18 protein-coding genes and 1 tRNA gene are annotated in these 19,830 nt (G+C 41.6%); 11 read left to right on the top strand and 8 right to left on the bottom strand.

Annotated features, from left to right (window positions below):
- Window positions 1–2: 2 nt before the first annotated feature.
- The 4 genes from ilvC to NT010_03650 are packed head-to-tail and all read right to left on the bottom strand — an operon-like array spanning window position 3 to window position 3,431.
- The gene (gene ilvC / locus NT010_03665; protein MCX5805156.1) at window positions 3–1,001 is read right to left on the bottom strand and encodes a ketol-acid reductoisomerase; all 999 of its coding nucleotides are present in this window, start codon (window positions 999–1,001) and stop codon (window positions 3–5) included.
- On the bottom strand, window positions 982–1,518 hold the full coding sequence (gene ilvN, locus NT010_03660; GenBank protein MCX5805155.1) for an acetolactate synthase small subunit: 537 nt from the start codon (window positions 1,516–1,518) through the stop codon (window positions 982–984). Before ilvN ends, ilvC begins: the two co-directional genes overlap by 20 nt.
- 11 nt (window positions 1,519–1,529) lie before the next feature.
- Window positions 1,530–3,224, bottom strand: a complete 1,695-nt coding sequence (gene ilvB / locus NT010_03655; protein MCX5805154.1) for a biosynthetic-type acetolactate synthase large subunit — start codon at window positions 3,222–3,224, stop codon at window positions 1,530–1,532.
- Entirely contained in the window at window positions 3,225–3,431 is a 207-nt protein-coding gene (locus tag NT010_03650) for a DUF465 domain-containing protein (protein ID MCX5805153.1), read from the bottom strand.
- Between the two features lie 159 nt (window positions 3,432–3,590).
- On the opposite strand from NT010_03650, the gene NT010_03645 reads away from it, so the two are divergent.
- The 8 genes from NT010_03645 (at window position 3,591) to NT010_03610 (ending at window position 12,361) form a co-directional block, all read left to right on the top strand.
- The gene (locus NT010_03645) at window positions 3,591–5,141 is read left to right on the top strand and encodes a glycosyltransferase family 39 protein (GenBank protein ID MCX5805152.1); all 1,551 of its coding nucleotides are present in this window, start codon (window positions 3,591–3,593) and stop codon (window positions 5,139–5,141) included.
- The gene (locus NT010_03640; protein ID MCX5805151.1) at window positions 5,131–6,060 is read left to right on the top strand and encodes a glycosyltransferase; all 930 of its coding nucleotides are present in this window, start codon (window positions 5,131–5,133) and stop codon (window positions 6,058–6,060) included. Before NT010_03645 ends, NT010_03640 begins: the two co-directional genes overlap by 11 nt.
- Window positions 6,057–6,974: a formyltransferase gene (locus tag NT010_03635; GenBank protein ID MCX5805150.1), complete on the top strand. Its 918-nt coding sequence runs from the start codon at window positions 6,057–6,059 to the stop codon at window positions 6,972–6,974. Before NT010_03640 ends, NT010_03635 begins: the two co-directional genes overlap by 4 nt.
- Complete coding sequence (locus NT010_03630) at window positions 6,971–8,008, top strand: bifunctional UDP-4-keto-pentose/UDP-xylose synthase (protein ID MCX5805149.1); 1,038 nt, start codon at window positions 6,971–6,973, stop codon at window positions 8,006–8,008. The genes NT010_03635 and NT010_03630 overlap by 4 nt, the downstream gene beginning before the upstream one ends.
- Before the next feature lie 19 nt (window positions 8,009–8,027).
- The gene (locus NT010_03625) at window positions 8,028–8,957 is read left to right on the top strand and encodes a radical SAM protein (protein MCX5805148.1); all 930 of its coding nucleotides are present in this window, start codon (window positions 8,028–8,030) and stop codon (window positions 8,955–8,957) included.
- A 265-nt stretch (window positions 8,958–9,222) separates the two neighbouring features.
- Window positions 9,223–11,313, top strand: a complete 2,091-nt coding sequence (gene nrdD, locus NT010_03620; GenBank protein MCX5805147.1) for an anaerobic ribonucleoside-triphosphate reductase — start codon at window positions 9,223–9,225, stop codon at window positions 11,311–11,313.
- Between the two features lie 81 nt (window positions 11,314–11,394).
- The gene (locus tag NT010_03615) at window positions 11,395–11,658 is read left to right on the top strand and encodes a thioredoxin family protein (protein MCX5805146.1); all 264 of its coding nucleotides are present in this window, start codon (window positions 11,395–11,397) and stop codon (window positions 11,656–11,658) included.
- On the top strand, window positions 11,639–12,361 hold the full coding sequence (locus NT010_03610; protein MCX5805145.1) for an anaerobic ribonucleoside-triphosphate reductase activating protein: 723 nt from the start codon (window positions 11,639–11,641) through the stop codon (window positions 12,359–12,361). Before NT010_03615 ends, NT010_03610 begins: the two co-directional genes overlap by 20 nt.
- 18 nt (window positions 12,362–12,379) lie before the next feature.
- Here the strand turns inward: NT010_03610 and NT010_03605 are convergent, their stop codons facing one another.
- A complete protein-coding gene (locus NT010_03605) occupies window positions 12,380–13,102 on the bottom strand; it encodes an acyltransferase (GenBank protein ID MCX5805144.1) in 723 nt (240 codons plus the stop codon).
- 151 nt (window positions 13,103–13,253) lie between these two features.
- On the opposite strand from NT010_03605, the gene NT010_03600 reads away from it, so the two are divergent.
- A tRNA-Pro gene (locus tag NT010_03600) sits at window positions 13,254–13,332 on the top strand.
- A gap of 3 nt (window positions 13,333–13,335) precedes the next feature.
- Here the strand turns inward: NT010_03600 and polX are convergent.
- A complete protein-coding gene (polX, locus tag NT010_03595; GenBank protein ID MCX5805143.1) occupies window positions 13,336–15,045 on the bottom strand; it encodes a DNA polymerase/3'-5' exonuclease PolX in 1,710 nt (569 codons plus the stop codon).
- Between the two features lie 216 nt (window positions 15,046–15,261).
- On the opposite strand from polX, the gene NT010_03590 reads away from it, so the two are divergent.
- Window positions 15,262–16,248: a hypothetical protein gene (locus NT010_03590; GenBank protein ID MCX5805142.1), complete on the top strand. Its 987-nt coding sequence runs from the start codon at window positions 15,262–15,264 to the stop codon at window positions 16,246–16,248.
- Entirely contained in the window at window positions 16,245–17,390 is a 1,146-nt protein-coding gene (locus NT010_03585) for a PAS domain S-box protein (protein ID MCX5805141.1), read from the top strand. The genes NT010_03590 and NT010_03585 overlap by 4 nt, the downstream gene beginning before the upstream one ends.
- A gap of 137 nt (window positions 17,391–17,527) precedes the next feature.
- Here the strand turns inward: NT010_03585 and NT010_03580 are convergent, their stop codons facing one another.
- Window positions 17,528–18,445, bottom strand: coding sequence for an MBL fold metallo-hydrolase (locus tag NT010_03580; GenBank protein ID MCX5805140.1), 918 nt, complete (start codon window positions 18,443–18,445; stop codon window positions 17,528–17,530).
- An 86-nt stretch (window positions 18,446–18,531) separates the two neighbouring features.
- Window positions 18,532–19,068 (bottom strand): hemerythrin domain-containing protein, encoded by a 537-nt coding sequence (locus NT010_03575; GenBank protein ID MCX5805139.1) that lies wholly within the window; start codon window positions 19,066–19,068, stop codon window positions 18,532–18,534.
- Window positions 19,069–19,830 lie beyond the last annotated feature (762 nt).

Genomic DNA, 19,830 nt, shown 5'->3' with positions numbered 1-19,830 from the left:
CCTCAATCTTTTCTCCCGATCCAACCCATCATTGACCGTAATTGTTTTCCTACCTTTTCTATCAGATGCTCGTTTTCGATTCTTTTCAGAGAGCTATATACAGGTCTTCCTGCCATATTTTCAAGAATCCATTCTTTTGCAAATTCTCCACTTTGAATTTCATCAAGAATTAACCTCATCTCTTCCCGTGTTTCCTCAGATATTACCCTTTTTCCTCTTGTAATATCGCCATATTCCGCGGTATCACTGATAGAATAACGCATATTGGCTATACCGCCTTCATAGATCAAATCCACGATAAGTTTCAATTCATGGAGACATTCGAAGTAGGCGATCTCAGGCTGATAACCTGCTTCTACCAGCGTATCGAATCCTGCCTTGATAAGTTCTGAAGCGCCGCCGCAAAGCACTGCCTGTTCACCGAAAAGATCAGTTTCGGTCTCTTCCGCAAATGTGGTTTCGATAACACCGGCTCTTGTCGCACCAATACCTTTTGCATAAGCAAGTGCTTTTTTCTTTGCCTTTCCTGAAGCATCCTGATAAATAGCTATTAATGAGGGAACACCTGCACCTCTTTCGAATTCCCTTCTTACAAGATGTCCCGGGCCTTTAGGCGCTACCATAATGACATCAACATCGGCCGGAGGCACAATCTGATTGTAATGAATGTTGAACCCGTGTGAAAACACAAGAGTTTTCCCTTTTTTCATGTTTTTTTCTATCTCGTTTTGATACAGTGTTGCCTGGAGATTATCCTGAGCAAGTATCTGGATAATATTTGCTTCTTTTGATGCTTGCGTTGCGGAAACAGGTTTGAAACCATGATCTTTTGCAATCTTATAGTTCGGAGTTCCCTCAAGCTCTGCAACGATGACATCAACACCGCTGTCCCTCAGGTTTTGCGCCTGGGAATGTCCCTGACTTCCATAACCGATAATAGCCACCTTAGAGCCTTTTAAAACCCCAAGGTCTGCGTCTTTATCATAATACATTTTTGCCATCTTCTCCTCCTTTTGAGTGTTTTTCACTCGCTTTTATAGTCTTATCCCCTCTTATCATAGCTATCGGTCCCGTCCTTACAAGTTCCTTAATCCCAAGCGGTTTTATAAGGTTTAAGAATGCCTTTATTTTTTCTTCGTCCCCGGTAATCATGATTGTATACGTCTTTAAAGAAACATCAATAATCTTTCCTCTGAATATTTCTGTCATCCTCAGCAATTCTTCCCTTGTTTTTTCATCGGCATGAACTTTTACAAGAACCATTTCACGGGAAACATAATCCAAGCCTTGAAAATCTATTACTTTGATAACATTGATCAATTTGTTCAACTGCTTTAATATCTGTTCAAGAATAGCATCATTGCCGTTTGTCACAATAGTCATTGTGGAAATAGTAGGGTCAAGGGTCTCAGCCACACAGAGACTTTCAATATTGAAGCCCCTGCCGCTGAATAGACCTGCAATTCTCGAAAGTACGCCAAATTCATTTTCAACTAGTACAGATATGGTATGTCTCAAAGTCTTTCCTCCTAAACAAGAAGCATTTCACTTAACGGCGCACCGGCAGGCACCATAGGATAGACGCTTTCATCCGGGTTTATCCGGACATCAATCAATGTCGGTCTGCCGTTCTGAAAGGCTTCCTTTAAAACCGTTTCTACCTCGTCCTCCTTTTCTATCCTGTACCCGGCTGCTCCATATGCCTCTGCAAGCTTTACGAAGTCAGGGGCATGGTCCATCTGTGTCCAGTTATATCGTTTTTCATAAAAAAGCTCCTGCCATTGTCTTACCATACCGAGATATCTATTATTCAATATGACGACCTTAACAGGCAAATTGAACTGGACTGCAGTTGCAAGCTCCTGAATATTCATCTGGATGCTCCCGTCACCGGCCATATTTATAACAAGCTTATCAGGAAAAGCCACCTGGGCGCCGATACTTGCCGGGAACCCGTAGCCCATGGTGCCGAGACCTCCTGATGTTAAAATGCTTCTCGGCTTTAAAAATTTATAAAACTGGGCTGTCCACATCTGGTTCTGTCCTACTTCTGTTGCAATTATTGCCTTTCCTTTTGTAAGCTCGAATATCTTCTCGATAACATATTGCGGTTTCAATGTGCCGTCTTTTAAATAAGTAAGGGGATATTCTTTCTGCCATTTCTTTGTCTGTTTGGTCCATTCGGAAATTGATGCAGGATAATCCTTGGTGTCTTCTTTGTCTTCTTCGATAAAATCCAGCATTTTTTTGAGCACATGTCTTGAATCGCCGACTATTGGAATATCTACTTTAATATTTTTGCTGATAGAAGTAGGGTCAATATCAACATGGATGATCTTTGCATGGGCCGCAAACTCATCCACCTTGCCCGTTGCCCTGTCGTCAAACCTTGCACCAACTGCAATTACCACATCCGATTCTGTTATTGCCATATTTGCCGCATACGTTCCGTGCATACCGAGCATACCGAGGAACAGGGGGTGATTGCCGGGAAAACCGCCAAGGCCCATCAGTGTGTTTGTTACCGGTATAGAAAGTTTTTCAGCGAATTTAAGAAGCTCTGCAGATGCGCCTGATGAAATAATGCCGCCGCCAGTGTAAAGTACCGGCCGTTTTGAAGATGCTATCAGCTTTATCGCCTTTTTTATCTGACCTGCATGTCCTATATATGTAGGTTTATAACTGCGGATTGACACCTTGTCAGTGTATTTGAATTCCCCTATATTTGCAGAAACATCTTTCGGTATATCAACAAGGACAGGTCCCGGTCTTCCGGATCTTGCAATATAAAAAGCCTCTTTTATAATCCTTGCAAGATCATTTACATCTCTTACAAGATAACTATGCTTTGTACAGGGTCTTGTAATGCCTATAATATCGGCTTCCTGAAAGGCATCATTTCCGATGAGCATTGTGTTGACCTGACAGGAAAATATTACGAGCGGGATAGAATCCATATACGCAGTGGCAATACCGGTAACCGTATTTGTTGCACCAGGACCTGATGTTACAAGAGATACCCCGACCTTGCCCGAGGCCCTTGAATAGCCGTCTGAGGCGTGTACCGCACCCTGTTCGTGCCTTACTATAATCTGCTTAATATCGGAAGCATAGTAAAGTGCATCGGTGATATACAGAGTTGCTCCGCCCGGATAACAGAAAATAGTATCCACCCCTTCCATTCTCAGGGACTCAATAAAAATTTGTGCTCCTGTTTTTTTCAATTACTTCTCCTCTTTGTTTATTACTTCTTTCATTCTTTCCATAACGTCTTTAAGAAAAAGTTTTTTCTTCTTCAAAACTTTTATTTCCAATTCTTCCTGTGCGGTGAGATAAGGCTTCCTGAGCAGCATTAGCAGCCTTCTATCGAGCGTTGTGTGCTGGTCTCTCGCTCTTTTGTATATATCCTCTTTTGTTTCGCTCTCTTTCATTAATGTGCAAACTGATATGGTATAAAAAATATTGAAAAATGTCAAATATTAGAATATAAAATCTTATTACCCGGTGATTAGTTGAAGAATATTTGCAGATTATATGTTGCATGTTCCAAACTTTAACCTGAAGCTTATAATAATTACAATTTTCTATTTATGAAAGCAATTATAATCATTCTCACATGCTGTGTCCTGTTTATTCAAAATCTGGGAGGAATTGCGCTCTGGGATCCAGATGAACCAAGACAGGCAATCATGGCAAGAGAAATGATGGATAGAAAAGATTATATACACCCTTATTTAAACGGAAAACCCTATCTCGAAAAACCGCCCTTCTATCCATGGATGATTATTGCTGCATCAAAACTTAAGGGTACAGTTAGTGAATTTTCATCAAGACTGCCGGCTGCATTATCCGCTACACTGCTTGTACTTATAACATATTTACTCGGCTGCTCTTTGGCAAACCCGTTGACGGGGTTTCTTTCAGCCTTGATTCTCGCTTTAAATTACCAGTTTCTCTCCAATGCACGCGAATCTGTAATGGATATGACCTTTGCGTGCTTTATCGGGCTTACCATATTTATTAATTACATATGTATTACTAAGGGAAAGAGATTTTTATTCATGCTGTCCTTTATCCCTGCCGCTCTGGGGATACTTACAAAAGGGCCTGCCGGTCTTGTTCTGCCGGCCTTGGTGACCTTTTTTTACCTGATCAGCAGGAAGGAATTGAAAAGATTCATACTGCCTCTGACAGCAGGGTGCATCATATCTGCTGCACTCTCTTCAATATGGTTTTTTCTTGCAGGCCAGGAATATATAAAAGAATTTATCTTCAGGCAGAATCTAACCCGTTACACAAACGCCTTCGACCATATAGAAACTTTATACTATTATTTCCACAAGCTCTTTATTAATTTTCTTCCCTGGAGTATCCTGCTCCTTTTTGCAATCTACCATGCAATTAAAAGAAAAATATGGTTTCCCTTCATATGGTTTATCGTTATTTTCCTCTTTTTTGAGTTTTCGACAAGCAAGAGGGCTATATACCTTCTGTCCTGTTATCCTGCCTGTGCATTATTGTGCGGTATCTATATAAAGGATAAGTGGTCATGGCTGCTGGCAAATCCTATAACAAATATTCTAATCGGAATTTTTGCTTTTCTCCTGTTCATAATGCCCATTTCAGCTGTTTTTGTACTCAATACCATGAGCCTCCCTGTAATCAATTTTTTTAAGCAAGAGTCCCCTGTCATTTATTTTTATATAACCGTTCTTATTCTTACAGGCGGAATATTCTTATTTTCTGCAGCCAAAAAATCATATAAGATAACCCTTTCAGCATTATTCTTTTATTTTGTTGTTACCGCTTTTTTTTACAGCAACCTATACATGCCTGTAATGGATAAAAACTTCAAATCTCCACGAATGATAACAGAAAAGATAGGCAGCCTGAAAGAAGGCAAGGATGTCTATACATACGGTTTTTCTTCGGCAGGAATCATTTTCTACGTTGGTAAACCGATACAAATATTCAGTAATATAAACGAGATAAAGGATAAAAAAAATGATATACTTCTCATCGTAGAAGACGAGCAGTCTCAACATATGGAAAAAGACCTGAACTTACTGTTTTTACCGGTAAGGAAGGCTCGTTACGAAAAAGAAAACTATACGATTTATGTGAGGAAAGATGGAAGATAAGCCATATATCTCTGTGCTGGTCCCTGTATTGAATGAGGAAGAATCCCTCCGGGAGCTGCAGGAAAGACTGCAAAAAACACTCGAAAGCATAAAAAAACCTTATGAAATTATATATACAAACGATGGGAGTATTGACGGCACTCAGAACATTCTGGAAGAGTTTCATGACCGCTATCCCGGCGTTAAGATTATCGAGTTTAACAGAAACTACGGCCAGCATATGGCTCTTTTTGCGGCTTTCGGTTATGCAAAAGGCGATATTATTGTCACAATAGATGCAGATTTACAGAACCCTCCCGAGGAGATCCCGAAACTTATACGAAAAATAGAAGAAGGCTACGAAGTTGTAGGCACATACAGAAAACAACGGAAAGATTCACTTTTCAGAAGACTCGCATCAATTATTGTAAACAAAATCACATCAAAACTTGTGGGTGTTAAGTTGAAAGACTATGGATGTATGTTAAGGGCATACAGGCGAAACATAATTGACAATATCAACATGTGTCCGGAGTCATCGAGTTTCATACCTGCCCTGGCAAATACATTCGCCAGAAATATTGTTGAAATAGAAGTAGAACATGAGGAAAGAAAAAAAGGAACAACAAAATACAGTCTTTTCCGGCTCCTTCGACTGAATTTTGACCTTATGACAAGCTTTTCTTTACTGCCGATCCAGTTTATAGGCGTACTTGGCATTCTAATAGCCTTTATGGGGCTGGTTTTCGCCCTATACCTCATTGCGAGAAGGTTTATCGTAGGCCCTGAAGTGGAAGGCACATTCACCCTTTTCGGTATATTGTTCTTTTTTATAGGTATACAGATATTTGCGCTGGGCATCATAGGCGAATATATCGGAAGAATATACCAGGAAGTCAGAAGAAGGCCAAGGTTTATCATTAAAAGAGAGTTCTTATGAGGGTTGTGGTATTCGGATACCACGAGATAGGCTATGTATGTCTTGATGAATTGATAAAATTCGGCGTCGAAACGCTTTGTCTCGTCACCCATGAGGATGCACCCGGAGAGGAGATATGGTTCAGAAAACCAACGGCCATTGCGAAGCAATACAACATCCCCGTATACACACCTGAGACGTTGGACAATACATGGATTGAGCTTATAAAGTCTCTCTCGCCCGATATTATCTTTTCCTTTTACTATAGAAATATGATACGCAAAGAGATCCTTGATATTCCAAAAATCGGGGCATTTAACCTCCACGGATCATTGCTTCCAAAATTCAGAGGAAGATGTCCTGTAAACTGGGTATTGATAGCAGGAGAGAAAAGAACCGGCGTTACCCTCCATTACATGGTCGAAAAACCTGATGCCGGAGACATTGTGGCTCAGAAGGCATGCGAAATAACATTCGATGATACTGCATATACTACATTTAAAAAGATGGCCGATGCAGCAAGGCTGCTCATGCAGGAAGTTCTGCCTCAATTCAGAGACGGCACATTTAAGGGTGTTCCGCAGACCGGTACCTCTTCTTATTTCGGTGGCAGGAAGCCGGAAGACGGCCTGATTTCATGGAACAATGATGCTCTATCTATCTACAATCTATCACGTGCTGTGACACATCCCTATCCAGGCGCATTCACATATCTCGACGGCAAAAAACTCTATGTATGGCAGGCTTATCCGGAAGCAACAAAGGTAAATGCAGAACCAGGTAAAATCATCTCTGAGAAACCGCTTACAGTCAATACAGGCAACGGTATACTAAAAATGCTAAGAGTGCAGATGGAGGGAGAAGAAGAGATGGACAGTGAACAGTTTGTCCGTGTACATGATTTGGAAAATATAATTCTTGGAGGTAGCTTTTGAAGATATTAATACTTGGAGTAAACGGATTTATCGGCAACAGCCTTGCATCGCAGATACTTAAAGAAAAAGATTGGGAAGTATACGGTATGGACATAAGAGACGATAAGCTCGATGCCTGCCTTGGGGACAAACGTTTCCATTTTGTGGAAGGCGATATATCAATCAACAAGGAATGGATAGAATATCATGTAAAGAAATGCGATGTAGTTCTTCCCCTTGTTGCAATAGCAACGCCCGCAACATACGTAAAAGATCCTCTCAAAGTTTTCAAGCTTGATTTCGAAGAAAATCTGAATGTTGTGAGATTATGCGTTAAGTACGAAAAAAGACTTCTTTTTCCATCCACATCAGAAGTATACGGCATGTGCACGGACAAGGAATTCAATGAAGATGAAAGTGTCCTCATGTTAGGCCCCATAAGGATGCAGCGGTGGATCTACAGCTCATCTAAACAGCTCCTTGACAGGGTTATATGGGCATACGGATTCCAGCATGGTCTGAAATTTACCCTGTTCCGGCCCTTCAATTGGATAGGACCAAAGCTTGACGAGCTGATCACTGACTCTGAGAAAGAGGGAAGTTCAAGGGTTGTTACCCAGTTTATAAGCAACCTTTTTCTTGGCGAATCCATTAAACTTGTAGATGGCGGATTGCAGCGCAGGTGCTTCACATATATAGACGATGGCACAGATTGTCTCATGAAAATTATCGAAAACAAAGACGGGAAATACGACGGCGAGATATTCAATATCGGAAACCCGAAAAATGAAGCCACGATAAAAGACCTTGCATATAAATTGAAAGAGATGTTCGTAAATCATCCTTCAACAAAAAATATTACAAAACATTCTGAAATTGTTGAGACATTTTCTAAGGATTACTACGGTGAAGGCTATCAGGATATTGATTTCAGGGTGCCTTCAATTAAAAAAGCAAAAACTATCATAGGTTGGGAACCGAAAGTTGACCTTGATACGGCCTTGAAAAAGACACTTGAGTATTACCTTGAATTAAATCAGAAAACGGGGTGTTAACTCAGGCATAATAACGTTCATGGAAGATGAATTTAATCTCCTGGAGAAGTGTGAACTTTGCCCGCGAAGATGCAAAGCGGCAAGGATCAGAGGTGAAAAAGGGTACTGCAGTATAGCAAATGAGATTGTCATTGCCCATTACGGGCCGCATTACGGGGAAGAACCGCCTATCTCCGGTATAAATGGTTCGGGCACGATCTTTTTTTCCTCCTGCAATCTAAGCTGTATATTCTGCCAGAATTACCAGATAAGCCAGTACAGAGAAGGCGAACCCTATACCATTGAAGAGCTTGTTGAAATCTTCATACTGCTTGAAAAACAGGGCTGCCATAACATTAATCTTGTAAGCCCTACACCTTATATACCTTTTATTGCTGCAGCAATAAAAAAAGCAAGGTTAAGGGGACTTGGTATTCCTTTTGTCTACAATACAAACGCCTATGAAAATGTAGAGGCATTGAAAACGCTGGATGGTCTTATAGAGATTTATATGCCCGACTTTAAATACTGGCACGCAGGCGTAGCAAAAAATCTCTCCAATGTGCCCGTTGATAAAAGTTATCCTGAATATGCGGCAGCAGCGATCCTTGAGATGAAAAGACAGGTGGGAATTCTGACGATAAAAAACAACATTGCAACAAGAGGCTTACTGGTAAGACACCTTGTACTGCCTGGGAATCTGGCAGGCTCCGACAAAATTATAGAATGGATACGGGACAACCTCGGAACAGACACCTTTATCAGTCTCATGTCTCAGTATTATCCTGTGCATAAGGCCGGTCAATACCCAATGATGAACAGAAGAATAAAACACGGGGAGTATGGCAGACTGACAGACCTTCTGGTAAAAGAAGGTTTTAAAAACGTTTTTATCCAGAAGCTTGAAAGCGCCCCTCTTTTTGTGCCTGATTTTGAAAAAGAAGAACCCTTCGGGGACAAGGGGCGATAAAAAGCGGGAGAGTACGGGTAAGCCTGGACATCCACCCACCCACCAGCCGATGCTAATGACATATCAGGGTTTAAATTTTATTTGCTCCACTAAAAAATTCTCCTTGACAAAAAAACATCCGCATTATATAAATTGCTACTATATATAGTATATATTTTTAGTAAACATACTAAATATTGGGTGAAACCAGCATTAGTTAAGTAATTTATTATTAACAGTTTCTAACAGGGGTTTAATTAGTTTTTCTAAAAAAATAGGGGGTTAAATGGAAACAACAGATATAAATCTTTTTGTAAGAACCTCAGAAGAAACAATATCCGATTGGAATAGATCGAAAATAACTGATGCCCTGATAAGGGAGACGTATATAGACTATGATACGGCAAACGAAATCAGCAAAGAAGTGGAACGGATGATATGGAAATCAGAGGTAAAGATGGTAACTGCCCCACTCATCAGGGAGCTCGTAAACGCAAAACTTATAGAAAAAGGGCTTGAAAATGAACGAAAAAAGCATACAAGACTCGGTATGCCCATGTATGATGTGGATAGCCTCATCCTCCATCCGAACAAAGAAAACGCTAACGTCCCCCATGGACCGGAGGCAACCAACCTTACACTTGCAGAAAATATTAAAAAAGAATATGCATTACTTTCGGTGTTTTCACAGGATGTAGCAGACGCACATATGAATGGCGATATACATCTTCACGACCTTGGTTTTATCGATAGACCGTATTGCAGCGGACAATCGTTGGAATATATCAAGAAGTTCGGACTTAATCTCCCACATTCTTTATCCATGGCAAAACCTGCAAAACACCCTGAGGTGCTTCTTGCCCATCTTGTAAAATTTGCTGCTGCGCTTCAGAGCAACTTTGCAGGAGCAATAGGGTGGGATGCAATCAACATATTCTTTGCCCCATACCTTGAGGGTATGAGCGATAATGATGTCAAGCAGCTTGCTCAAATGCTCATTTTCGAATTTTCACAGCAGGCTGTAGCAAGAGGAGGGCAGGCAATATTCTCCGATATTAATCTGTATTGGGAGATTCCAAAACATTTTGTGGACACTCCTGCCATTGGGCCTTCCGGTAAATTCACCGGCAAAACCTATGGCGAATATGAAAAAGAAGCGCAAAGGTTTGTATGGAAGTTGTTTGAAGTATTTAAAGAAGGCGACGGCGCAGGAAGGCCCTTCTTTTTCCCGAAGCCCCTTGTTCATATTACTGAAAAATTCTTCAAAACTGAGGGCTACATGGATTTTCTTAACCATATTTCCGATGTGGCTTCTGATAAAGGCAATACATATTTTGTATTCGACAGAGGTGAAACCGCCAAAATATCTGAATGCTGCCGCCTAAGTTTCAAGCTTGAAGAACATGACCTTCTGGATGCAAAACAGCCCTGGAAAATGAGATACTGCGCGCTCCAGAATGTTTCAGTAAATCTTCCCAGGGTTGCTTATATTGCCCACGGGGATGACACAAAGCTTTTCAACCTCCTTACAGAAAAGTTCCTCCTGACGGTAAAAGCCCATAAGGAAAAAAGGTCTTTTCTGGAAAAGCTCCTCTCACTCGGCGAAAACGGCCCTCTTTCCCTGCTGACTATGAACAGGGATGGAATGCCTTATCTCAGATTCAATCTTGCCTCCCATCTTGTCGGTATGGTGGGACTCAACGAGATGGTCCAGATTCACACCGGTGAAGAGATGCATGAATCAAAGAAGGCTTTAAAATTCGGCCTTAAGGTCATCGCTCATATGAATCTTATCACTGAAAAAATCAGGACACAGGACAAAATGAAGATAGTCCTCGAACAAACTCCGGCAGAGAGCACAAGCTACCGTTTTGCAAAGCTTGACCTCCATCACTTTTCACCTGCATCCGGGAGGATTGTGAAGGGTGATATTTCAACAGGAGAAGTATATTACACAAACTCCACCCACCTGAACGTAAAAACCCACATGAACCCCATCGAAAGGGTTACAAACGAAGGGATATTCCACCCGCTGATAGAGGCAGGATCGATCTCCCATGTATGGCTCGGCGAATCCCAGCCGACAAAAGAAGCTATAGCCGATTTTGTCGTAAAAACTTTTAAATACACAACAAACGACCAGATTGCTTTTTCTCCTGAATTTACCATTTGCAACACATGCGGCAAAACCTCAAGGGGGCTGCACGACATATGTCCTTCAACAACATGCAACTCTCCCGATGTTGACGGTATTACAAGGATTACAGGATATTTTACAAAGATATCTGCCTGGAACAAGGGTAAGCTCGGCGAACTGAAAGACAGATACAGAAACACAGAGTTCTTTGGCGGGCATAAAAAAGCAGTAAACGAATAACAACATAGAATCTGGAGCCAAAGGCAAAAGAGAGTTAGATCTTTTGTTCTATGTTCCTGATCATACCAAAACGGAGGAGCCATGGGTATTGTAAAAATCTTTTACAAGGATGATTGTCCGATGTGTCCAAGTGCGAAAAATTTACAGAAGAATTTGAAAGAAAAAAACGTTGGGGTTGAATCATATAATGTAGGAACAGCCGAAGGGCTTGCCGAAGCAACATTTTACGGAATTATGGCACTTCCTACTGTAGTTATTGAAGACGAGATGGAAAACTCCCTTGGCGAATGGAGGGGCAATGTGCCAAAGATGGAAGAGGTTTTAAATGTCGTGCATGGAGCATGAGTTCCCCATTAAAGGTTTTATAGAGACAAGCTTCATTGACTGGAAAAAACACCTCTCATCGGTAATTTTTTTCGGACAGTGCAATTTCAGGTGCCCTTATTGCCACAATAGTAATCTTGTCCTGCACCATAACGAGATGGAGGATATACCCTTAGAATATATAATACTTACACTCAGAAAATATAAAAAATGGGTTGACAGGGTGGTAATTACCGGCGGAGAGCCGACAATTCACATGAACCTTTTAAATATAATATGGAATATAAAAAAAGAAGGTATGCTCATTAAACTTGACACAAACGGTTCTTCGCCTGCCGTAGTTAAAAGCCTTGCAGATGAGGGGCTGATAGATTATATAGCCATGGATATAAAGGGTCCCATAGATAAATATAAAAGATGGTGCGGTGTTGACGCCGATATTAAGAAAATAGAAGAGAGCATAGAATTTATCCTGGGAGGAAAGGTTGATTACGAATTCAGAATGACTATTGTTCCCTTTCTACACAGAGAAGAAGATATTTATGAAACAGCAGAATATATAAAAGATGCAAAACGTTTCTATATACAGGAATTCAAACCCAATAATACGCTGAACCCTGATTTTTCAGCCATTAAACCTTTTTTGCCTGAAAAGGTGGAAAAAATCAAGCAAAATGTTCTTGATCGCATGACCAACACCAAACAGTCCCTTGCAATAAGCTGATCATGCCGGAATAATAAACTAATACAACCAGATGTGATCCAGTTCATCTCCAACCCTGCCCTCGGTCTTTCTTTCCCGTATAACTCTGGCAGGAGAGCCGGCCACAACCATATTTGGAGGAACATCCTCCGCTACGATTGAACGGGCAGCCACAATAGCCTGTTCTCCTATTGTTACACCGGGGAGTATCACAGCGCCGGTATATATCTTTGCATAATCCTTTATAACAACAGGGCTATATTCCCTTATGATATGGGAAGATTCCGAATGTGTATGGGTAAATATCCTTACATCCTCGGTGAGGCAAACCTGATTCCCGATATTAACACCGCCTTTTGAATCGATAAAAACCCCACGGTTAATAAATACAAAATCGCCGACCTCTATGTTCTGCCCAAAGTTAAATCTGAAATTTTCTTCCGAAATAAAACCTATGCCGCATTTCTTAAAGAGATGTTCGGCAATTAATCTTCTTAATAACATTGCAAAATTTACAAAAAGGCAAATGGGGAGCTTATCAAGGGCATCCCATAGAAAATGAAGATAACGATGCCCTGGCGTCAGAGGTGGTTCACGTCCTATGGGAAGCAGTTCGCTATACAGCGTCAGTTCTTTAATGAGCTCCGGAGAATAGTCAGGTCCCTCTATAATACGGAGGATTTGTTGAGTTCTCTCTGCGTCAAGCCCCGATTCAATAATCTCCTCTATCTCTTCCAGCTTCCCCTTGAGTATTTTCTCCATATCCACTCCTTTTTGATTTTCATATGGTCATAACCAGTATCACATTAGTTTTTTATAGAATATTAATAATAAATACAATGAAAAATTGGGGAAACTCCAGGTCTTGAGTTACTGTTGAAAAACAGCAATATATGTGTTATGTTGTATCGTTCGGGGCGTGGCGCAGCTTGGTTTAGCGCGCTTGCCTTGGGAGCAAGAGGTCGCTGGTTCAAATCCAGTCGCCCCGACCATAATTATACCTGCCGTAATATATCGGTTACCCCTGCAATTGTGCGAGTGTTCAATACATCGGCCTTTTCCTGCCATCCCTTCCTTGCAATGCCGACACCGTACACAATCTCATAGAGTCCGGCTGCTGCATGTGCATCGGGGTTTATAGAAATCATAACCCCTTTTTCTTTTGCATATCTTAGAAATCTCCAATCAATATCAAGCCTGTAAGGGCTTGCGTTAAGCTCAATGATTACATTGTTTTTTGCGGCCCCGTCAATAATGTTTCTCATATCCACATTATAGCCTTCGCGTGAGAGCAGGAGCCTGCCTGTGGGATGACCGAGCATGGTTGTATATGGATTTTCCATTGCGCGTAAAATCCTTTTCTCCTGAGCTTCCTGGCTGAGGTTAAAATTTGAATGGATTGAAGCAATAATAAAATCAAAGCCTTTTAAAATTTCCTCGTCATAATCGAGGCTGCCGTCCGGCAATATATCGCTTTCAATGCCTTTGAATATGTAAAAATCCGATGATGCATCGTTGAGCCTGTCGATAATTTCCCACTGTCTGTAAATATCTTCAACCTTAAGTCCGCCGGCATAATAGGCGGTTCTGCTATGATCTGAAATACCGATATATGTTAGACCCATCTTCCTTGCCTCATCCCTTAACCGTTCAATTGTATCAATACCGTCGCTGAATTCGGTGTGGATGTGAAATGCACCCCTCATATCTTCCAGTCTTACAAGCGCAGGAAGCTTACCTTGTTCCGAAGCTTCTATCTCTCCGTTATCTTCCCTCAATTCCGGCGCAATATAGGATAGACCAAGGGCAGTATAAATTTCCTCTTCGGTTTTAAAGGCGATAAGCTTGTCTTCCTCAAAGAGTCCGTATTCGTTGAGCTTCCACCCTTTCTTTTTCGAAATTCCCCGCAGCCTGACATTGTGTTCCTTGCTGCCGGTAAAATACATAAGGGCATAGGGATAGGCCTCATAGCCTACCACTCTCAGATCAACTTCAATACCGGATTTCAGGCGGCAGGATGTCTTTGTGTCCCCGGTAAGCAGCACTTCGTCAATCTCCGGCATGGCAGTGAAATACGTCGAAAGATCTTCATGGTTTTCCCCGGCAATAAGAATATCAATATCCTTTACCGTTTCCTTACATCTGCGTATACTTCCGCATATCTCTACAAACCCTGGCTGAACCACTCTTCCAAATCTTTCCTTTATCCTTTCAGCATCGGGATAGACATCTCCAAGAAGAAACTCGCCCTTATGCTTTTTAATAAACTCAATCCCTTTCAATATCTTCTGCTGGGTCTTTTCACCGAATCCTGGCAAAGCAATGAGCCTGTTTTCCTTACAGGCATATTCGAGTTCGCCGGTGTTTGTTATGCCAAGTTTATCATAGAGGACTTTTATTTTTTTCGGTCCCAGATTCGGTATGCCGGTAAGTTCAAGCAGTGATTCCGGAATCTCCTTTTTTAAATCCTCAAAGTATGCCATCTTTCCGGTTTCACTGTATTCTTCAATTTTTTTCGAGAGCGCCTCGCCGATGCCTTTTATCTCGCGGAGTCTTTTTTCTCTTATCATATCCTCAAGACTGTCAATGCCTGAAAGCGTCTTTGCGGCATTATAATAGGCCCTTGTCTTGAATTGGTTTTCTCCTTTAATTTCAAGAAGCATTGCTATTTCTTCGAGAACTTGCGGGATAGATTTATTGCTCATATCCCTATTATCTTACATCAAAGAAAGATTAGTCAACACAGGAGTTTCCAATACATCAGTTAATTTAATATTGAAATCCATTAAGCACAGAGCAGCATAGCCACAGATTCTGCCGGTGTATTTGTAAAAATATTTGCTTGTTCTGACTGAAGTAATGGATTTCTTCGTTGTAAATGAATATAATTTCCTGACAAACTACATTTAGGAGGAAATGAGATGATACAGTTTGAACAAACATTTATGAATTTTTTACTTGCACATCAGGAAAAATACAACCGTACTTTCCACTTTATCGTCTTGATGGATGCCATTATCAGCGCAGCAAAGCACATCCAGCACTATTACCTGACAGGAGCATTAAAAGGCAACCTGGGTTTTGCAAATGAGATTAATGTACAGGGCGAAGATGTGATGCGCATGGATCAGATTGCCCATAATATCACAGCCCATTACCTGAGGACGACAAACAGGGTAATTTATGCTGTCAGCGAAGAAGTAGAAGATATCATTCCCATGAACACAGAAAATGGGCGTTATTTTGTTTATTTTGATCCTCTCGACGGCTCATCGAATGTGGCCCACGGGTTGCCCGTTGCTTTTCTCTTCGGCGTTGGTAAGCGAAACCTCGATGGTCCTGAGGATGGTCATTTGAGGGCAGGAAAAGATTTTATAACGGCAGGCATGTTTGTCATACCTACAGGTACATTCACACTTGCATTGAGGGAGGCCGGGACATGGAGGTTTCATATAGACGATACGATGAACTATGTCAAGCCTGTCCGCATGATGCTCCCTGAAGATAAAAAGAACTGGGAATTGTCATTCAATACATCCAACAAATATTCCTATGCCCATGATGTCAGTGAATGGATTAGTGAAAACACAAAAAAATATGCCTTCAGGTATCTCGGCGCCCTTGGAGGAGATTTCCATCGCATCCTTTCCAATGGCGGTATGTTTATGTATCCTGCTATTGTAAATCACAGAAATCCGGAAAAAAACAGACCCGAGGGGAAACTGCGGCTAATGTATGAGGCCGCTGTTGTATCCTTCATGTGCCGCGAGGCCGGTGGAGATGCCGTGGATGAAACAGGAACACCGATACTTGATATCCAGCCAAAAACACACCACCAGAGAACCGCACTTTATGTCGGTTCGGAACCTCTGATAAAAGAAATTAAGGAAGTCCTTAAAAGACGATGAAACCAATAAGGGCAAACCCTGAACAAAAGAAGGAGGGGGATGGAGGCATGGACCCTGCATTGTGGTCGCAAAGTCTGAGCAGTAAATTGCTGGAAATTGTAAAAACAGGTATTGTTCTGACCGATATTGAGGGGCACATTCGTTTTGCCAACAACCTGGCAGGTGAAATGCTTGGCTATTCAAAGGATTTTCTGAAAGGTAAATCAATAAAAATGTTTTTTCTTCCTGAAGATACCGCTATATATCTTCCCAATATTATGAGATTGACCCTTGAAGGGGCAGGTTTTGAAGGAGAAGCTCTTCTGCGAAGAAACGACGGGAGTACTTTTTTTGTCAATCTCTCTACTGTTTTGTATAAGGGTGATTCTCCCGAATATGAGTTAATGGTCTTCACTTTTCAGGATATTACCCATCTTAAGAAATTAGAGAAAGAATATATAAGTTCCGAAAGATTTGCCGGACTCGGAGTAATGACCGATCAGATTTCTCATCAGATCAGAAACCCCATAGTCTCCATTGGAGGGTTTGCCCTGCGGTTGGCTAAAGACCAGATCTCTCATGAGGAATTTGAGCATTACACCGGGATCATCCACAGCGAGGCAAAACGTCTGGAGCTTATAATCGATCGACTGGTAGAGTTTGCTCAGATTCATCCGGCCCATTATTCTGCCATGACCCTTGCTGAAGTATTTGAAGGAGTAAAAAAAGCCCTAAGACATCAAATTGAAGCAAATATATTGGAAATTGCTTTTTATGAATCGGAATGGATGTACTCGGAACCTATATTCGGCGATCTTACCCGTATAATCCGTGCAGTTCAATGCCTGGTTCAGAACGCTTTGGAAGCTCTTCCTGAAAATAATGGCAAAGTAACCATAAGCGGAAATATTATCGGCAATCAAGTAATGATATTGGTTAAAGATAATGGAGACGGAATCCTGCCTGAAAACCTGCCTTTCATTTTTGATCCCTTTTTCACTACCAAATTTAAATCCCTGGGTCTGGGGCTCACCCTGGCCAAAAGAATCATTCAAGAGCATAAAGGCGGGATAGAGGTTAATACTTCAAACAAAGAAGAAAACGAAGTATCTATCATTCTTCCCCGCGAGCGTAGGCGTGAGATTCGTACAAAGCTTCTCTAACCCGTCTTCCGTAGTTTGCATCAATTTTGTATAAAGACTTAACTTTGCTCTCATAAAGGATAACACAAAGGCAGGGCCTTAAAAACCCTACCTTTTTTTCTCCAAGTTTCCCCAAATCCTGTCATAGTTTCTGTTTATCACTTCTTTAAATACTTCATCTGGATATTCGGCCCGATGAGCCACTTACCCTCAGTTCGCTGAGGCAGGGCACTCTGAATTGCAGCTACGATCTTTTGGACATCATCAGATTGAGACGCAAGTTCTTTTGCCTTTTGATCAAACATAATGATGTACTCTTTCATATCATCCAGATCTTTCTTACCCGAGAGAGGGCCATGGCCGGGGATGATCTTTTCTACATCCATTGACTTGATGTCATCCAGTTCTTTTGCCCATTCCTCAACATTTCCCTCACCGAGGAAAGGATGGTAATTAGTAAAAAGTATATCACCGGCAAAGAGAATCTTCTTGTCCGATAGATAGACCAGCGTGTCTCCGCCTGTGTGGGAATGACGGGCATGAATAAGTTCGATTTGCTGACCGCCGATATCGATTGTCATTCTGTCGCCATAAGTCAAAACCGGATAAGACGGCGTTGTGCCTTCCATATCTTTTGCCGTAAGGCCGTATTCCCCGATATTCTTAAGGGTCTCACCGGCGCTGTTTATCATGGCCTTCTTGTCGTTTTCCTGGGCAATGACCACCGCGCCAAGTTTAACAAATTCAGAATTACCGAAAACATGGTCAAGGTGATAATGCGTATTAACAACATATTTAATGGGCTTGCGGGAGATGGTTCGAATGTCCCGAATAAATCGCTTTGCCTCTTTGGCAGAAATCATCGTATCCACAACTACAATACCATTCTTGCCAATAATGATGCCCGCATTAGCTCCGAAGCTGTTATCCTTGGAGCTGTTTTTTGTGTCCACATATGCGTAGACATTCTCGGCAATCTTTGTCATTTTTTCCGCGGCGAATGCGCGGTCACAAAGCACGAATAATACAATAACCAATACCAGCAACTTTCCTAAAATAACCAAAGGCTTTCTCATATTTATCCTCCTGCTTATAGCCAAAATGTCCATCACCGGGAGTGGCCGCCTTTTGCCACGATCCGGTGCATGGCGTGGTTCGGTCATCATTTTGCCTCAGACTCTTTAACTACTGCCTTGTACTTCTCATGAATCATCTTTCTATCAAACTCCCAAAATTCGGCAAGCATTGCCTGATCCTCTTCATCTGAGAAGTATGCCCGGGAAGCAGGGAAAAACACTTCATCTTCTTTTCTGATATGTTTAGGATAGAAATCGACCAATGTCTTTAGGTGGAGCCTCACTTCACCAAGTGCTGCCTGGTTTCCTTTCCGGTAAAGCATATTGGCTTCTACCAGAGCCTTTGTAGTGCTACGGCTAAAGATATGGTCTTCAATGAGTCCTTCCATAATCTGCCGGTCTTCATCGGACAGATGTTTCTTTCGAAGATCTCTAAATAGGATGTCCTCCTCCTTCCCGTGATGGGTACGATCGGCGTATACACGAATGAAGTCAACAGCCGTATCCACAAAGTAGGGATCAACAGACTGTGTTTGCTCAACGCGCTCCAAGGTGTGCTGAATGACGTTGAGCATTTGTTGTATCAGACGGTGTTCTATCATGAGTGGTCCGCGAGCTTGCATATTTCATCTCCTTTTCTTATTCCCGAACAAAAAGCTTCAGCCAGAGGCAGGTGCCTTTTCCCGTCGATCAGCTCCGCAATATGTAACTTGGGCCAGGAAGTTCCCTATTTTTTTTATTATATCTTCTATTCCGTTTTTTGTCTTTATTCTTCTCTCAATTTTCAATCCAAATGATGCCCTGCGGCAAGCTGCAGGGTTACTACTTGCCCTCGCCCCTCCGGGGGAGAGGGCGGGGTGAGGGGGATATAAGCCTCATTCCAGTGATACCCCGTCCGCTTGCTGCGGAGAGGTTCATTAAGAGGAAAACCCCCATTTTCAAGAACCTTCTTTTATTTTGCTTTTCTGTACTCCAGAATAAACATTTTTAAAAAGGATTCTATGCTTTCGTTCACAGTGAACGAAAAATTTACTTAATTATCTAAACCAAAGCCTGTATTTGTTTTACAGAGATTTCATTCTTTGCTCCAAATGTTGGAGCAAATGTTACAGACACAGTGTCTGTAATCGCACGACATGATATAAAATAGATATTTTTGATCATCTGGTTTCAACGAAAAATTCACCGGGCACGTAAACTATCCGGTGGAATGTCTGGTTGGGCAACTTGCTGTTATTTAACTGGTTTGTCACTATTATTTCTTTTTAGTCTTACCAATTAATTCAAATGTCAGTGTCTCGTACTATTATACAAGACACCAATAGACAAAGGGAATACAATTTGATAGGTTTCTTAAAAGGTAGGTTGTGTGGGTGGTCAGGTCG

The organism is Pseudomonadota bacterium, assembly GCA_026388275.1.
Classification (GTDB): domain Bacteria; phylum Desulfobacterota; class Syntrophorhabdia; order Syntrophorhabdales; family Syntrophorhabdaceae; genus JAPLKB01.
The sequence above is the reverse complement of the archived record's forward strand: the minus strand, read 5'-3'. Positions and strand labels throughout refer to the sequence as shown.

What these genes read in the sequence shown, in the direction of transcription:
- nrdD (MCX5805147.1), top strand. Translation starts at nt 9,223, where the DNA reads ATGGAAACAACAGATATAAATCTTTTTGTAAGAACCTCAGAAGAAACA.
- ilvC (MCX5805156.1), bottom strand. Translation starts at nt 1,001, where the DNA reads ATGGCAAAAATGTATTATGATAAAGACGCAGACCTTGGGGTTTTAAAA.
- polX (MCX5805143.1), bottom strand. Translation starts at nt 15,045, where the DNA reads ATGAGCAATAAATCTATCCCGCAAGTTCTCGAAGAAATAGCAATGCTT.
- NT010_03580 (MCX5805140.1), bottom strand. Translation starts at nt 18,445, where the DNA reads ATGAGAAAGCCTTTGGTTATTTTAGGAAAGTTGCTGGTATTGGTTATT.
- NT010_03575 (MCX5805139.1), bottom strand. Translation starts at nt 19,068, where the DNA reads ATGCAAGCTCGCGGACCACTCATGATAGAACACCGTCTGATACAACAA.
- NT010_03625 (MCX5805148.1), top strand. Translation starts at nt 8,028, where the DNA reads ATGGAAGATGAATTTAATCTCCTGGAGAAGTGTGAACTTTGCCCGCGA.
- NT010_03605 (MCX5805144.1), bottom strand. Translation starts at nt 13,102, where the DNA reads ATGGAGAAAATACTCAAGGGGAAGCTGGAAGAGATAGAGGAGATTATT.
- NT010_03650 (MCX5805153.1), bottom strand. Translation starts at nt 3,431, where the DNA reads ATGAAAGAGAGCGAAACAAAAGAGGATATATACAAAAGAGCGAGAGAC.
- NT010_03615 (MCX5805146.1), top strand. Translation starts at nt 11,395, where the DNA reads ATGGGTATTGTAAAAATCTTTTACAAGGATGATTGTCCGATGTGTCCA.
- NT010_03590 (MCX5805142.1), top strand. Translation starts at nt 15,262, where the DNA reads ATGATACAGTTTGAACAAACATTTATGAATTTTTTACTTGCACATCAG.
- NT010_03635 (MCX5805150.1), top strand. Translation starts at nt 6,057, where the DNA reads ATGAGGGTTGTGGTATTCGGATACCACGAGATAGGCTATGTATGTCTT.
- NT010_03640 (MCX5805151.1), top strand. Translation starts at nt 5,131, where the DNA reads ATGGAAGATAAGCCATATATCTCTGTGCTGGTCCCTGTATTGAATGAG.
- NT010_03645 (MCX5805152.1), top strand. Translation starts at nt 3,591, where the DNA reads ATGAAAGCAATTATAATCATTCTCACATGCTGTGTCCTGTTTATTCAA.
- NT010_03610 (MCX5805145.1), top strand. Translation starts at nt 11,639, where the DNA reads ATGTCGTGCATGGAGCATGAGTTCCCCATTAAAGGTTTTATAGAGACA.
- NT010_03585 (MCX5805141.1), top strand. Translation starts at nt 16,245, where the DNA reads ATGAAACCAATAAGGGCAAACCCTGAACAAAAGAAGGAGGGGGATGGA.